14 protein-coding genes and 1 pseudogene are annotated in these 13,839 nt (G+C 60.3%); 10 read left to right on the forward strand and 5 right to left on the reverse strand.

The genetic code is table 11. The features are described from left to right. Positions 1–23: 23 nt before the first annotated feature. Both mutM and NKH28_RS02645 read right to left on the reverse strand, forming a co-directional pair. Entirely contained in the window at positions 24–914 is an 891-nt protein-coding gene (gene mutM, locus NKH28_RS02640; protein ID WP_352541274.1) for a bifunctional DNA-formamidopyrimidine glycosylase/DNA-(apurinic or apyrimidinic site) lyase, read from the reverse strand. Beyond that, positions 907–2,148 (reverse strand): phosphopentomutase, encoded by a 1,242-nt coding sequence (locus tag NKH28_RS02645; RefSeq protein WP_352541275.1) that lies wholly within the window; start codon positions 2,146–2,148, stop codon positions 907–909. Before NKH28_RS02645 ends, mutM begins: the two co-directional genes overlap by 8 nt. A gap of 160 nt (positions 2,149–2,308) precedes the next feature. On the opposite strand from NKH28_RS02645, the pseudogene NKH28_RS34420 reads away from it, so the two are divergent. Continuing rightward, positions 2,309–2,437, forward strand: a pseudogene (locus tag NKH28_RS34420) (phosphate/phosphite/phosphonate ABC transporter substrate-binding protein); the annotation flags it as partial. Positions 2,438–2,539: 102 nt separating this feature from the next. On the opposite strand, the gene NKH28_RS02650 reads toward NKH28_RS34420, so the two are convergent. The 3 genes from NKH28_RS02650 to NKH28_RS02660 all read right to left on the reverse strand — a co-directional run bounded on the left by NKH28_RS02650 (position 2,540) and on the right by NKH28_RS02660 (position 4,325). Beyond that, on the reverse strand, positions 2,540–3,160 hold the full coding sequence (locus NKH28_RS02650; protein ID WP_023676926.1) for a TadE/TadG family type IV pilus assembly protein: 621 nt from the start codon (positions 3,158–3,160) through the stop codon (positions 2,540–2,542). Positions 3,161–3,190: 30 nt separating this feature from the next. Further along, the gene (locus tag NKH28_RS02655; protein WP_352541276.1) at positions 3,191–3,751 is read right to left on the reverse strand and encodes a TadE/TadG family type IV pilus assembly protein; all 561 of its coding nucleotides are present in this window, start codon (positions 3,749–3,751) and stop codon (positions 3,191–3,193) included. Between the two features lie 151 nt (positions 3,752–3,902). Next, positions 3,903–4,325, reverse strand: a complete 423-nt coding sequence (locus NKH28_RS02660; protein WP_352541277.1) for a pilus assembly protein N-terminal domain-containing protein — start codon at positions 4,323–4,325, stop codon at positions 3,903–3,905. A gap of 341 nt (positions 4,326–4,666) precedes the next feature. On the opposite strand from NKH28_RS02660, the gene NKH28_RS02665 reads away from it, so the two are divergent. The 9 genes from NKH28_RS02665 to NKH28_RS02705 all read left to right on the forward strand — a co-directional run bounded on the left by NKH28_RS02665 (position 4,667) and on the right by NKH28_RS02705 (position 13,728). Then, complete coding sequence (locus NKH28_RS02665) at positions 4,667–4,837, forward strand: Flp family type IVb pilin (protein ID WP_023676929.1); 171 nt, start codon at positions 4,667–4,669, stop codon at positions 4,835–4,837. A 149-nt stretch (positions 4,838–4,986) separates the two neighbouring features. Continuing rightward, positions 4,987–5,505: an A24 family peptidase gene (locus NKH28_RS02670; RefSeq protein WP_352541278.1), complete on the forward strand. Its 519-nt coding sequence runs from the start codon at positions 4,987–4,989 to the stop codon at positions 5,503–5,505. A 189-nt stretch (positions 5,506–5,694) separates the two neighbouring features. Beyond that, positions 5,695–6,510, forward strand: a complete 816-nt coding sequence (cpaB, locus tag NKH28_RS02675; RefSeq protein ID WP_023676931.1) for a Flp pilus assembly protein CpaB — start codon at positions 5,695–5,697, stop codon at positions 6,508–6,510. Then, positions 6,507–8,033, forward strand: coding sequence for a type II and III secretion system protein family protein (locus NKH28_RS02680; protein ID WP_352448619.1), 1,527 nt, complete (start codon positions 6,507–6,509; stop codon positions 8,031–8,033). Before cpaB ends, NKH28_RS02680 begins: the two co-directional genes overlap by 4 nt. Before the next feature lie 14 nt (positions 8,034–8,047). Next, positions 8,048–8,782, forward strand: coding sequence for a CpaD family pilus assembly protein (locus NKH28_RS02685; RefSeq protein ID WP_352541279.1), 735 nt, complete (start codon positions 8,048–8,050; stop codon positions 8,780–8,782). Between the two features lie 55 nt (positions 8,783–8,837). Then, complete coding sequence (locus tag NKH28_RS02690; protein WP_352541280.1) at positions 8,838–10,121, forward strand: CpaE/TadZ family protein; 1,284 nt, start codon at positions 8,838–8,840, stop codon at positions 10,119–10,121. Between the two features lie 29 nt (positions 10,122–10,150). After that, the gene (locus NKH28_RS02695; protein WP_352541281.1) at positions 10,151–11,659 is read left to right on the forward strand and encodes a TadA family conjugal transfer-associated ATPase; all 1,509 of its coding nucleotides are present in this window, start codon (positions 10,151–10,153) and stop codon (positions 11,657–11,659) included. Positions 11,660–11,688: 29 nt separating this feature from the next. Then, the gene (locus tag NKH28_RS02700) at positions 11,689–12,702 is read left to right on the forward strand and encodes a type II secretion system F family protein (protein ID WP_023676935.1); all 1,014 of its coding nucleotides are present in this window, start codon (positions 11,689–11,691) and stop codon (positions 12,700–12,702) included. A 9-nt stretch (positions 12,703–12,711) separates the two neighbouring features. Continuing rightward, positions 12,712–13,728 (forward strand): type II secretion system F family protein, encoded by a 1,017-nt coding sequence (locus tag NKH28_RS02705; RefSeq protein WP_023676936.1) that lies wholly within the window; start codon positions 12,712–12,714, stop codon positions 13,726–13,728. Positions 13,729–13,839: the final 111 nt, after the last annotated feature.

Here is a 13,839-nt window from a genome sequence, read left to right on the forward strand (position 1 = left end):
CTTTGCTCCTCCTCGGTTCTGGTTCAAGCCTGACAGGCCCGGCAGTGGAAGGTCGAACGACCGCTTTGCACGATACGCTCGATGTGGCCGCCACAACCAGGCTTGGAGCAGCCTTCCCCCTCGCGATCGTAAACCGCGAAGGAATGCTGGAAGTAGCCCAGTGATCCATCGGTCTTCATATGATCGCGCAACGACGAGCCGCCGGCGGCGATCGCATCGGCGACGACCGAGCGGATTGCTTCGGCCAGGCGTTCGCTCTGCTCTTTGGCTTTCTTGCCGGCTCTCGCGAGGGTGCCCGCTTCGCGCAGCGGCGACAGGCCGGCCCGCCAAAGCGCTTCCGAGACGTAGATATTGCCTAGCCCGGCAATCAGCCTCTGGTCCAGAAGTGCCGCTTTCAGCGGTGACTTGCGACCTTTCAGCAACGAAGCGAGCAGCGCGCCGTCCAGTGCGTTGCCTGTAGGCTCGACGCCTAATCCCGCCAGCATCGGATGCATGTCGGGCTCGCCTTCCGAAAACAGCATGAACCCGAAGCGGCGCGGGTCGTTGAAGATCACGCGAGAGCGGACGCCGGCAGGGGATGCGATGTCGAAGACGACGTGATCGTGAGCAGTGTTTTTCGAACGTTCGTGGTGGAACACGCTAGGCGTTGCGCTCTCGTCGGCCGTTTCGATGCGAAACGAACCCGACATGCCGAGATGGCAGATCAGAACCGGGCCGTTGTCCATGTGCATTGTCAGATATTTGGCACGGCGGCCGAGCGCCGCAATCGTCTTGCCGGTCAGCCGCTCCGAAAATCTCTCGGGGAACGGAAACCGCAAATCCGGCCGGCGTGCCTCGACACCGACAATGCGGGCACCTTCAAGGGCCGGCTGCAGACCGCGCCTGACTGTCTCTACCTCCGGCAACTCAGGCATGGCCACCTATCGTGGCATGGAAGGAGGTGCCGTGACGGCCGCGCGCCAGCCCGAGATGTTCGGCCACGGTTTCGCCGATGTCGGCAAATGTTGTCCTCAGTCCGATGTCTGCGCCTTTGAAACCCGGCCGTGTCCCGATAATCGGAATACGCTCGCGCGTGTGGTCGGTGCCGCGCCACGTCGGATCATTGCCGTGATCGGCGGTCAAGATGAGCAGATCGCCTGGCTTCAGCCGTGCGAATGCCTCGGGCAGGCGCCGGTCGAAAGCTTCGAGTGCGGCGGCATATCCCGCAACGTCGCGCCGATGCCCGAACTCGGTGTCGAAGTCGACAAAGTTTGCGAAGACGAGGTCGCCGTCGCGGGCGTCTTCCATGGCACCAAGCGTTTTGTCGAACATCGCCATGTTGCCGGCAGCCTTGCGGACTTCCGAGATCCCCCGATGGGCGAAAATGTCGCCGATCTTGCCGATCGCGATAACCCGGCTGCCGCGCGCCGTCAGCCGGTCGAGCAGCGTCGGTTCCGGTGGCGGTACGGCATAGTCGCGACGATTATGCGTTCGCTCGAACGTGGCGGCGGTTTCACCGATAAACGGCCGCGCGATGACGCGGCCGATATTCAGCGGATCGACGAGCCTGCGCACCACTTTGCAGAACTCGTAAAGCCGTTCCAGGCCGAAATGAACCTCATGCGCGGCGATCTGCAGGACGGAGTCGATCGAGGTGTAGCAGATCGGCTTGCCGGTGCGGATATGGTCTTCGCCGAACCGTTCGATAATCTCGGTGCCCGGAGCATGGCAATTGCCGAGGATGCCAGGCACCTTCCCTTCACGCACCATTGCTTCGGTCAACTCGGCCGGAAAGGCGGGAATCTTGTCTGGGAAGTAACCCCAGTCGAAACGGACCGGCAGGCCGGCTATTTCCCAATGGCCCGATGGCGTGTCCTTGCCGCTCGAAACCTCTTGGGCCGCGCCGTGAAAGGCGGCGGCAAGCGGTGCACTGCCGGCATTCTCAAACCTGAAACCCGTTGCCGTTGCCGCGGCCTGGCCGAGACCGAGCGCGAGCATGTTTGGTACAAGAAGGGGTCCGGCACGCAGGCCTTCGCGATCGGCGCGGCCTTCTGCGCAGGCCCGCGCGATGTGTGCGAACGTATTGGAGCCGGTGTCGCCATAACGTTCGGCATCGGCCGCGCCGCCGATGCCGAAGGAGTCGAGGACAAAAAGGAAGGCGCGTGCCATCGAAAGGTTCATCATTGCCTGTGTGTTGGCTCAGACATAGGGTTCCGCGCCGCCATTGGCAATTCGGAAACCCAAACAGCACGGCTTGGCGTGCTGGTCCCGGAGAGACGAATCGCAGCATGGTCGATCTGCGGATGGAAATGCGCGGCGCGGAGCTCGCATGAGGCTTGCCCTGACAGCATTCGCCACCGTACTGGCTTTGCTGCTGGATGCGTCTTGCACAAACCTGGCGCGAGCCGATTGGCGCGATGTTATCGGAACGTTCTGTATCGGTATCGTCGCCGAACCGTTGCCGGTCCGAGGGACTATGTGCTGGCTGCAGCCATCGTGCGTCTAGTCTCGGCCCGCGGTCGCAAGCAATAGCAACAGACCGGTTAGCGGGCTTCAGGCGTCAGCAATCGCTGCACGGAATGGTCGGGCTCCTGCGCGGCCGCAGATAATATGTTTCCGCCATCGATATCGAATTGAAGACCGAGCTCAACCCGAACCGGCTTTGGCCGTCCGCCGACCAGGTAATGATTGGCTTGTAGGCGAGATCGCTTTCGACCCGGATGAGGAACGTGCCTTTGATCTTGAGCGCGCTCGGGACCGTTGTGGTGGAATCCTTGACAGCGTCGACGCTAGAGACGCCATCGACCAGTTTGCGCGACCACACGACCAGGACTTTCGGCGTCGTCTCGTTGGTCACCTGTATCGCCGTGATAATGATCTTCGGTTTCGAGCGGTTGTAGGGCTGGAGCGTGGAACTGCCGATCGCCATGATGGCATCGACATCGGCCGCCTTGACGGTCTGCTGCTGCGTGACGAGGTCCGCTACCATGCTGCCGATGCGGCTGACCTTCTTGCTGGTCTCGATGGCTTGCGAGGCCTCCATTGTCATAAAGTACATGATCAACAGGACAGGCACGATGAGGGCAAACTCGACAGCCGCAATACCGCGGCGGTCCGAGCAAAGCCGGACTGCTCTTGTACAAATCCCTGCGATGCCCAGCTGTGCCCCCGCACGAATCATGGCTTTGCCCTTTTCAAGCGACTACGTGGTTCAGTTGTCGAACGGCTCGTTCTGCCAAGTGATCGAAGCAAAATGCAGCGTTTTGCCGTCCTTCAGGTTGGCCATCGATTTGGCCATGAAGTCGGTCATCACCGGCCATTTGTAAAAAACACGCAGCATGTTTCTCGACTCCGCCAGGCCAGGTGCGACGGTGAAGGTCTGTGTGCTCGTGCCTTTGGTCAGCACGACGTCGCCATCCTGGATCTTGAAACCGGCCAGCGCCGCATCGGCGAAGGTCGGATATTCGCGCAAGTCCACCAGCAATCCGGGACAGGTCTTGGCGACCATGATCTCCAATTTGGTGCAGATCATATCCCGCAGCTTGGTGCCGGACACATCGGTCGGTCTTAATTGGCCGGTACGCAGCTGGCGCGCGATGTCGTCGGTTGCGTTTGCCATCACTTCCTGTGCGGCAAAAGAAATGCAGCTCTCCAGGATGGCGAAGACAAGAAGCGCGAAAGGAATTGCAAGCATGGCGAATTCGATCGCCGTGCTTCCGCGGCGGTCGCCCAAAAACCGTCTTGGAGAGCCTGCTCGTCCTGCCTTGCTCATGTCCGCTGCCCGCCGATGCCGCTTCTGTATCGGTCCACCCTTAGTCGGAACCGATTGAAGTCCGGTTGGAATGACCGTTAAATTCAACGGGAAGGCCTTAACCCGGCGATAACCGAAGCACGTTCCCGCCAAAGACGGAGACGTCGGCTAGCTAATGCACGGCGCTCATTTCGGCTTCAGAGGCCTTCTCGGCATCGCTCTTATACGAGCTTTCGCAATATGGCGCGCAGGACATGGTCTGTACTTCGGAACGCCGATAGATGCGCACCGACGACGCTGCCTGGCGGACGACGGTTATTTGCTCATCGACGATCGGATTGCCCTCCTGGTCGAGGACGACGAGATTGGTGACGCCAAATCCCTTGCCGGTCAGTACGATCGTCGATGCGTCCTGCACGGAGGCGTCGGCGATCGCCGGATTGCCGACGACAATCGTATCGGCGGCGCGCGACAATTTGATGATCTTTGCCTGGTTCATCGTCACCTCGATGCCGGCGCCGGCCTTGGCTGGAAAGGCGAAAGCCGCTGCGGCAAAAAGCACGGCAACTGGAAATGATGATCTCGGCCCGGCCATTGAGGCGCCCCCTGGCAAACTGTTCAACGGAACATGAACGAGATTGGTGAACCAACCGTTAAGCGGCTGGAATTCAGGATCAAGCCGGAACCGGCATTGGGCCTAGCGGCACGGCTGAAACGTCTTTGCCGAATTGCGCCTGTTGCGCCTTTTGTCGGCCGGGGCCCTGGCGGCGGGTATTTTAGTTCTGGGTTAACCACGCAATGTCGTCGAAGCGGGAAAGGAATCGGTAAGCCTGTTTATTAAGCCGATTGAAACAGCTTCTCCTTAGATTCGCAGTATCCGATCAGCCACCAAGAGAAGTTGACGGAAGTGCTGTAACAATTGGAGTAGGAGCTCGAATGTCTAACCTCATCGCACGTTTTGTGAAGGACGAATCCGGCGCGACCGCTATCGAATACGGTCTGATCGCCGCTCTTATCGCACTCGCCATCATGGTCGGCGCCGGCCAGCTCGGCAACTCGCTGAACGCCAAGTTCACCGCCATCTCCACCAAGGTGAACGGTAGCTGACCGTAACGGGTTCGGTTGTTCTGAAATAAGGGCCGCCGCACTGGCGGCCCTTATTTAGTCCTGGTATGAATTGAAATTTAGGCCTCATCAGTCGTTAGTCGAATAGGATTGGGTTGGGGGCCAGATGCAATTGGGTCATAGGCGCGCCGATGCTTGAAGCCGTGATCTTCGTCGTATTTCCGTTCTGCATGCTTTTTGCCGCGATCTCCGACATGCTTTCGATGACGATCGCCAATCGCGTGCCGGTGTTGCTTGTGGTCGTCTTCGCCTTGGTTGCGCCTTTGACCGGTATGGACTGGGCCACCTATGGCTGGCATTTCGCCGCCGCCGGCCTGGTTCTCGCGGTGACGTTCGGCCTGTTCGCGCTGGGCGGCATGGGCGGCGGCGACGCCAAGCTTCTGGCTGCCACTGCCATGTGGATGGGACTGAACATCCATCTCATCGAATACCTCGTCGCCTCGACATTCATCGGCGGCCTGCTGACGCTAGCCATCCTCGCCTATCGAAAATCGCCGCTTGCCGCCGTCACAAGCCATAATCCGTTCCTGCGCCATTTCGCCGATGAGGCGACCGGCGTTCCGTACGGCATCGCGCTTGGCATTGGCGGTCTGCTCACCTATTCCGACTCGCCATTGATGGCCTGGGGACTTACCAGGCTGGCGGGCTGAATTTCACTTTACGCGGTTGGCGCCGAGCAGGCGAGTTGGCCACGTTTTCCTTCGGGCCGGGCTTGTCGGTCCAATTTATATAAACGTTAAATTAATCACGATCGTAAGTATAACATTAACCTTGTTTTGACGATTGCCGCTGCAAAGTCCCGCTTGGCTACGTGGTTTGCCAAGGCGAGGTTCGGACAGATGCCAGCATCCCGATTGATTATTCTGAGCGTGGCGATAGCCGCGGCCGGTGGTGCAGGCTATGTAGCGAAGAACATGGTCGTGGCTCCGCCGCCTCCGGTTGTCGATTCCGGTCCTCAGGCGCCGGCGATCGCGCTGCAGGATGTGCTTGTTCTTTCCGGCGACGTTCCGATGGGCAGTCCGCTTGAAAACAACATTTCCTGGGAGTCATGGCCGTCCGCAGGCATCAACGCAAATTTCATCACCCGCGCCGCCGAGCCTGAAGCGCTGGACAAGCTGAAGGGCGCCGTCGCTCGCGTGGCGCTCTACGCCGGCGAGCCGCTGCGGCGCTCGAAGCTGATCGGTGAAGGGCAAAGCTTCATGTCGTCGATCCTGCCCTCCGGCATGCGGGCCGTTGCCACAAGCATCTCGGCCGACACCTCGGCCGGTGGCTTTATTCTTCCCAACGATTTCGTCGACGTCATCATGACCCGCCGAGCCGATCCCGCCAATGGCGGTGGTCCGGGCTTCACTACCGAAACTATCCTGAAGAACATTCGCGTCCTGGCGATCGACCAGACCATTCAGGAGGACGAGGAAGGTAAGAAGACCAGGGTTGGCCAGACCGCCACCCTGGAACTGACGCCGCAGCAGTCCGAGATCATCACCGTCGCACAGCAGATGGCGGATCGCCTGACATTGGCGCTGCGCTCGATCAAGGACAGCCAGGACAAGAATGTGGGCGAAGCCGATTACCTGGTTTCCGGCAATGGCCGGCGCGGAACAGTGCGGTTGATCAAGTCGGGCGAAGTTTCCGAAGTGGGGGCAAGGAAATGAGGCTAAAAACCAAACTGCCGCTCATCCTGGCTGCGGCGATCGGCCTGTTTCTCCTTGGAACGAATGCATATGGCATTGTCGATGCCAGTGCGGCAGGCAATGCCAGGGTGACGGCTTCGACCGCCACCCAGCGGGTTAAGCTCGGACTGAACAAGTCGGTGGTCATCGACCTCCCGAGCGATGCCTACGACATTCTCGTCGCCAACCCCGCTGTAGCCGACGCGGTGACCCGCACCGCCAGGCGCATCTATCTGTTTGGAAAGGCGGTCGGCGAGACAAATATCTTCGTCTTTGGCCCGAATGGCGAGCAGATCGTCAGCCTTGACCTAGCGGTCGAACGTGACGTCGCCGGGCTGGAGGATTATATCAAGCGCTTCATCCCGTCATCGGAGGTCAAGGTCGAGTTGCTGAACGACAACGTCGTTCTGACCGGAACCGTGGACACTCCTCTGGACGCCAAGCGCGCGGCCGATCTGGCAACTATTTTCGTGTCCGGCGGCGAGGCAACCACGGGTCAATATTCGCAGACCGCTGCCGGCGGTTCGGCTGAAGCCGGCGTCGCGATCGATAACCCGGATGCCGAGCGCCGCGTCAGCAAGATCGTCAACCTGCTGCAGATCATCGGCGACGACCAGGTGACGCTGAAGGTGACGGTCGCGGAAGTCAGCCGCTCGGTGATGAAGCAGCTCGGCGTCAACATGGTGGGCAACGGCAGCAGCAACGGCATCAGCTGGGGCGCGGTAAGCGACAATTTCACTGGTTTGGGCAAGTCGCTGTCGAACTCCGGCCTCTCTATCGGGAGCTCGACGCTGCAGGCCTACATCAATGCCATGGAACAGTCCGGTGTCATGAAAACCCTCGCCGAACCAACATTGACGGCCGTATCCGGCGAGAAGGCGACCTTCAAGGTTGGCGGCGAATACAACATGGTGACCAGCGTTTCCCAAGCCGTATCAAACGATAACCAGACCGGTCTGAAGACGTATTCGGTCGAGAAGATCGAATACGGCATTGGCCTGGAATTCCAGCCTGTGGTGCTGTCTCCCGGCCGTATCAGCCTGAAAGTCAGAACCTCGGTTTCCGAGCCGACAACGGAGGGATCTGTGTCTTTGTCCGAAGGCGTAACGAGCCCGGGCATGAATGCCCTGTCGCTCCGCAAGCGCTTGGCCGACACAACAGTGGAACTGCCTTCGGGCGGCTCGATGATGATTGCCGGCCTTGTCCGCGATGATCTCAGGCAAGCTGTCAACGGCTTGCCCGGTCTGACAAAGATTCCAGTGCTTGGCGCGCTGTTCCGCAGCAGGGATTTCGTTCGCAACGAGACCGAGCTCGTCATCATCATTACGCCCTATCTGGTGAAGCCGGTGGCGCGCAACGATCTTGCCAAGCCGGATGACAATTTCAACGCCGCCAGCGATGGCGCCGGCATTTTCCTTGGCCGCGTCAACCGTGTCTACGGCACCATGCAGACCGACAAGCCCAACGGCCGTTACCACGGCGTTGTCGGCTTTATCTACAAGTAAGCGGGGAAGCGGTCATGTCTAAGGCAACATCGAAGGCACGGGCGATCACCGCGACGCGGTCAGTCCATTCGCGAATCTGGCGGCCGGCCGTTCCCATTATGGCGATCGCGATGGCGGCATTGCTGGCCGGCTGCGCCAATCGCGACAGCGTCACGGTGGGTGCCATACCGGACGATTATCGCACCACCCATCCGATCGTCATAGCCGAGAAGGTACAGAAGATCGACCTTCCGGTCGGCGCCGGCGACCGTGGCATGACCAGATCCCAACGTGACACGCTCCTGGGCTTCCTGGACGGATACGACAGGAGCGCGGCTCCGGTGCTGACGATCGAGATTCCGAGCGGCTCAGCCAACGAAATCGCAGCGGCCGCGGCCGGCCGCGATTTCGCCAGGCTGGCCATAGCCAGCGGCATCAGCCGGAAGCGGATCGACATGCGGTCCTATCAGTCTGTTTCGGCCGAAGCGTCTGCACCGGTTCGTGTTGCCTACGTCTCGGTGAAGGCTCAGACGGATAAATGCGGGCGCTGGCCCGAAGACCTGCTGCAGACTTCGGAAAACAAGCACTATGCCGATTTCGGCTGTTCGTATCAGAACAACCTGGCTGCCCAGATGGCCAATCCGTCCGATCTGATCGGGCCACGCAAGCCGACGCCGATCGACGCGGAAAATCGCGGCGCGGTGATCGACGTCTATCGTGACAGAGGTATTTCGGACGAATTCCTCGGCAATTCGGAAGTCGAATATTAACGAGTGTTGAGGCTCAACAAACCCTAAGCCGCGCAAGTCACGGAAAGTGATGACAATGAGCAATCTTGCCTATGACACAGAGGTACCGGGCGGCGAAACCTCGGAGCAGGATATTGCCGCGATGCAGGCGTTGCGGCCGATCCCGCGCATTTCGATCCAGGCATTTTGCGAGACCGAAGGCGTAGCCAATCCGGTCGAGCGCGCCGGCGAGGATCGCCGCATGGCCAAGGCCCATTTGAAGGTGCATATGGGGGGCATCCCCACCGCTATCGAATTCTATCAGTCGGCGCCGACGCCGAACCTGATCCTGCTTGAATCGCGCAGCGAGCCGAAGCTGTTGCTGGAACAACTCGCCCAGCTCTCCGAGCATTGCGACCCGACCTCCAAGGTGGTGGTTGTCGGCCACTACAACGATGTCGGCCTGTATCGCGAACTCATCCGTTCGGGCATTTCCGAGTATGTCATCGCGCCCGTATCGATGGCCGACATAGTCAGCGTGGTGTCTTCGATCTTCGTTGATCCGGAAGCTGAGCCGATCGGCCGCTCGATTGCCTTCATCGGCGCCAAAGGCGGCGTCGGCTCCTCGACCATAGCCCATAATGTGGCCTGGGCCATGTCGTCCCTTTTCAAATCCGAAGTGGTTGTCGCCGATCTCGACCTCGCCTTCGGAACGGCCAATATCAATTTCGACCAGGATCCGGCGCAAGGCATTGCCGAGGCAGTCTTCTCGCCGGAACGCGTCGATGAGGTCTATCTCGACCGGCTGCTCGCCCAATGCGCCGAGCACCTGTCGCTGCTTGCGGCCCCTTCGACCCTGGAGCGGGTGTACGATTTCGATCCCGACGCCTTCACCCAGCTTATCGACATAGCCCAGCGTAGCGCGCCGCTCCTCGTGCTCGATGTTCCCCACGTGTGGGCCGGCTGGACCAAGAACACGCTGGTCAAGGCCGACGAGATCGTCATCACGGCGACGCCCGAACTTGCCAATCTGCGCAACACGAAGAACCTGGTCGACATGCTGAAGCGGCTTCGTCCGAACGACCCAGCGCCAAAGCTTGTGATCAACCAGGCCGGTGTGCCGAAACGTCCTGAGATTACGCCGTCCGACTTCTCCGAATCGCTCGGCCTTTCGCCGATGTCGGTCATCCCGTTCGAGCCGCTTTTGTTCGGAAATGCTGCCAACAACGGACGTATGCTCGGTGAGATGGATGCCAAGAGTCCGGTTGTCGCCACGATCAACGAGATCGCCCATGTGCTGACAGGGCGCAGCGAAATCAAGGTGAAGAAGAAGGCTGGCCTCGGCAGTCTGATCGGCAAGCTTTCGCGCAACAAGAAGTGATGCCTCAGCGGTGGAATTGGTAAGCGATCATGTTTGGTAAAAGAGGCAGCGACGACGGCAACCGGACCATTCCGGAATTCCGTCAGCCAGCACCCGCGCCTGCCGCGCCGGCGGCCGCGAACCCTGTGGAAGTGGCTGTAGCTGCCAGGCCGGCGGCGCTGCCGCCATCCGGCGCGCCTGCCGCGCCGGCGGTTCGCCGTGCGGTCGAGCCGCCGCCATTGGCGCCGGAGCCGAAAAGTATCCAGCGCCAAAAGAGCGAAACCTACTACGACACCAAAAGCCAGGTCTTCGCCGCACTCATCGATACGATAGATCTGTCGCAGCTCGCCAAACTCGATCCCGAAAGCGCGCGCGAGGAAATCCGCGACATTGTCAACGACATCATCGCGATCAAGAATTTCGCGATGTCCATCGCCGAGCAGGAAGAGCTTCTCGAGGATATCTGCAACGACGTTTTGGGCTACGGGCCGCTGGAGCCACTGCTTGCCCGCGACGATATTGCCGACATCATGGTTAATGGCTCCAAGAACGTCTACATCGAAGTCAACGGCAAGGTCGAGCAGACCGGCATCCGTTTCCGCGACAACCAGCAGCTCCTCAACATCTGCCAGCGTATCGTCAGCCAGGTTGGCCGCCGCGTCGATGAATCAAGCCCGATCTGCGATGCGCGTCTTCCTGATGGCTCCCGTGTCAACGTCATCGCACCGCCCCTGGCTATCGACGGCACCGCACTTACCATCCGCAAGTTCAAGAAGGACAAGCTGACGCTCGACCAGCTGGTCAAGTTCGGCTCGATTTCTCCGCAAGGGGCCGAGATTCTCAAGATCATCGGGCGTGTCCGCTGCAACATTGTCATCTCGGGCGGTACCGGCTCAGGCAAGACGACGCTGCTCAATTGCCTGACCAACTATATCGACCGCGAAGAACGCGTCATCACCTGCGAGGACTCAGCTGAGTTGCAATTGCAGCAGCCGCATGTGGTGCGTCTCGAAACCCGTCCGCCCAACCTCGAAGGCGAGGGCGAAGTGACCATGCGCGATCTGGTCAAGAACTGTCTGCGCATGCGCCCCGAACGTATTATCGTCGGCGAAGTGCGCGGACCCGAAGTGTTCGATCTGCTGCAGGCGATGAACACCGGCCATGACGGCTCGATGGGAACGATCCACTCGAACAGCCCGCGCGAATGCCTCAACCGCATAGAGTCGATGATCGCCATGGGCGGCTACACGCTGCCGCAAAAAACCGTGCGCGAGATCGTCGTCGGCTCCGTCGACGTGATCATACAGGCTGCACGCCTGCGCGACGGATCGCGGCGTATCACCCACATCACCGAGGTAATCGGCATGGAAGGCGACGTCATCATCACCCAGGACATCGTTCTCTATAACATCAAGGGCGAGGACGCGAGCGGCAGGCTGCTGGGCGAGCACGTGTCGACTGGCATCGGCCGTCCGCATTTCTGGGAGCGCGCCCGCTACTACGGTGAGGAGCAGCGCCTCGCGGTCGCGCTCGAGGCGATGGAGAAACGCGCTGATTGATCCGTCTGGAAGCGTGGGGGCCAGGGTCGATGTTCGGAATTGACGGCACCGTATTGGCATTCGTCGTGCTCGCCGGCTTCAGCGCCGGCGCTGTGGCCTATGCTTTCCTGTTCAACCGGATCAGCACCGAGAAGCAGGTTGGCAAGCGGCTTGAATCGATCAAGACCGCCGAGACGGATCGTTCCGTCGTCAAGGCGTCGCGCGATCGCGTGGCGGAAGCGGCCAAGCGTCGCAAGTCCGTCCAGGATTCGCTGAAGGATCTCGATCAAAAGCAAAAGTCCAATCAGAGCCTGGTCAAGAAACCACCGCTGAAGATCCAAATCCGCCAGGCCGGCATGAAGATCTCGCTTGAGCGCTTCTATGTCTACTCGGCGGTCTGCGGCGTCGTCTTGACGGCTCTTGTCTATTTCATCGGCGCACCGTTGCTGGTCTTGCCGGCTGCGCTGCTGGTCGGCGTCTTGGGTCTGCCCCGCTGGTTCGTCTCGTTTCGCCGCGCGCACCGCGTCAAGGCGTTCCTCAACGAATTTCCGAACGCGCTCGATATCATCGTGCGTGCGGTAAAATCCGGCCTGCCGCTGAACGACGCCGTGCGCCTGATCGCCAACGAATCCCCCGAGCCGGTCAAGACCGAGTTCCGCCGCATAGTCGATTCGCAGCAAATGGGTTTGTCGATCCCCGACGCGGCCATGCGCATGCCAGAAACGATGCCGTGCACCGAGGCGAGCTTCTTCGGCATCGTCATCCAGATCCAGTCTCAGGCCGGCGGCAATCTTTCCGAAGCGCTGGGCAATCTTTCGCGCGTGCTTCGCGACCGCAAGAAAATGAAAGCCAAGGTCCAGGCATTGTCCATGGAAGCCAAGGCGTCCGCCGTGATCATCGGCGCGTTGCCTTTCGTCGTCGCCTTTCTCGTCTATTTGACGAGCCCGAACTACATCATGCCCCTCTTCATCACCAGCACAGGCCATCTGATCCTCGGTTGTTCCGGCATCTGGATGTCGATGGGCGTCCTGGTAATGCGCAAGATGATGAATTTCGAAGTCTAGGACTCGCGTATGACCGATCACGTCATCAGAACTCTCACCGACCCGTCCCTGCTGATCGCACTGCTGGTCGGCATCGCGGTGTTTGCGACCGTCTTCACGCTGCTGCCCGCTTTTGGCGGGAACCAGCTCAAGGCGCGCATGAAATCCGTAGCGCTGGAGCGCGATGAGCTGCGCGCCAAGCAGCGCGCGCGGCTGGCAGTCGAAGCCGACCGCCGCCGCAAGGGCCTGCGCGAAGAACAGTCGGTCGGCATGCGCAATATTGTCGATCGCCTGGATCTCAGGCGTGCGCTGGCGGATGAAGGTACCTTGCAGAAATTGAAAGTGGCGGGTTTTCGCGGGCAAAATCCGCTGACGCGCTTCCTTTTCTTCCGTCTCGTCCTGCCCTTCATCGGCTTTGCATTGGCGGCAATGTATCTGTTCGTGCTCGGCGGATTGCCCGAGCAGCCGCTTTTCGTGAAGCTGTTCGTGTGCATCGTGGTAGCCTATGCGGGATTCTACGCGCCGGTGCTCTACGTCAACAACCGCGCTACCAAGCGCAAGCAATCGATTCAGATGGCGTGGCCGGACGCGCTCGACCTGTTGCTGATATGCGTCGAGTCCGGCATGTCGGTGGAAGCGGCGCTTCGCAAGGTCGCCGATGAGATCGGCGCGCAATCGGTGGCATTGGCGGAAGAATTCATCCTGACAAACGCCGAGCTTTCCTATCTGCAGGAGCGCAAGCAGGCCTACGAGAACCTTGCAAGCCGAACTGGCCTGGAATCCGTCAGGTCGGTGTCCCAGGCGTTGGTTCAGGCCGAGCGCTACGGCACGCCCGTGGCGCATGCATTGCGGGTGCTTGCCAGTGAGAGCCGCGACATGCGCATGAATGCCGCCGAGAAGAAGGCGGCCGCGCTGCCGCCGAAGCTCACCGTGCCGATGATCCTGTTCTTCCTGCCGGTGCTGTTCGCCATCATTTTGGGTCCCGCCGGCATCCAGGTGAGCCAGCGCGGCATCTTTGGCGACCAGCCGAAATCAAGCAGCGAGTAGCGCCAGCGGCGTTGCCAGAAACGCTGATACGATCCAGAGCCACGCTGCCGGTGCAGCGCGGCTCTTTGCGTTAGATATGTTGCGGAATTCGCGCGCCGGTTCGGCGCTCGA

The organism is Mesorhizobium sp. M1227, from assembly GCF_040318315.1.
Classification (GTDB): domain Bacteria; phylum Pseudomonadota; class Alphaproteobacteria; order Rhizobiales; family Rhizobiaceae; genus Mesorhizobium.

Bases quoted from the DNA above. Each gene is read 5' to 3' on its own strand.
- NKH28_RS02685 (WP_352541279.1), top strand. From the start codon at position 8,048: ATGTCTAAGGCAACATCGAAGGCACGGGCGATCACCGCGACGCGGTCA.
- NKH28_RS02660 (WP_352541277.1), bottom strand. From the start codon at position 4,325: ATGGCCGGGCCGAGATCATCATTTCCAGTTGCCGTGCTTTTTGCCGCA.
- NKH28_RS02680 (WP_352448619.1), top strand. From the start codon at position 6,507: ATGAGGCTAAAAACCAAACTGCCGCTCATCCTGGCTGCGGCGATCGGC.
- NKH28_RS02700 (WP_023676935.1), top strand. From the start codon at position 11,689: ATGTTCGGAATTGACGGCACCGTATTGGCATTCGTCGTGCTCGCCGGC.
- NKH28_RS02655 (WP_352541276.1), bottom strand. From the start codon at position 3,751: ATGAGCAAGGCAGGACGAGCAGGCTCTCCAAGACGGTTTTTGGGCGAC.
- NKH28_RS02690 (WP_352541280.1), top strand. From the start codon at position 8,838: ATGAGCAATCTTGCCTATGACACAGAGGTACCGGGCGGCGAAACCTCG.
- NKH28_RS02665 (WP_023676929.1), top strand. From the start codon at position 4,667: ATGTCTAACCTCATCGCACGTTTTGTGAAGGACGAATCCGGCGCGACC.
- cpaB (WP_023676931.1), top strand. From the start codon at position 5,695: ATGCCAGCATCCCGATTGATTATTCTGAGCGTGGCGATAGCCGCGGCC.
- NKH28_RS02695 (WP_352541281.1), top strand. From the start codon at position 10,151: ATGTTTGGTAAAAGAGGCAGCGACGACGGCAACCGGACCATTCCGGAA.
- NKH28_RS02650 (WP_023676926.1), bottom strand. From the start codon at position 3,160: ATGATTCGTGCGGGGGCACAGCTGGGCATCGCAGGGATTTGTACAAGA.
- NKH28_RS02670 (WP_352541278.1), top strand. From the start codon at position 4,987: ATGCTTGAAGCCGTGATCTTCGTCGTATTTCCGTTCTGCATGCTTTTT.
- mutM (WP_352541274.1), bottom strand. From the start codon at position 914: ATGCCTGAGTTGCCGGAGGTAGAGACAGTCAGGCGCGGTCTGCAGCCG.
- NKH28_RS02705 (WP_023676936.1), top strand. From the start codon at position 12,712: ATGACCGATCACGTCATCAGAACTCTCACCGACCCGTCCCTGCTGATC.
- NKH28_RS02645 (WP_352541275.1), bottom strand. From the start codon at position 2,148: ATGGCACGCGCCTTCCTTTTTGTCCTCGACTCCTTCGGCATCGGCGGC.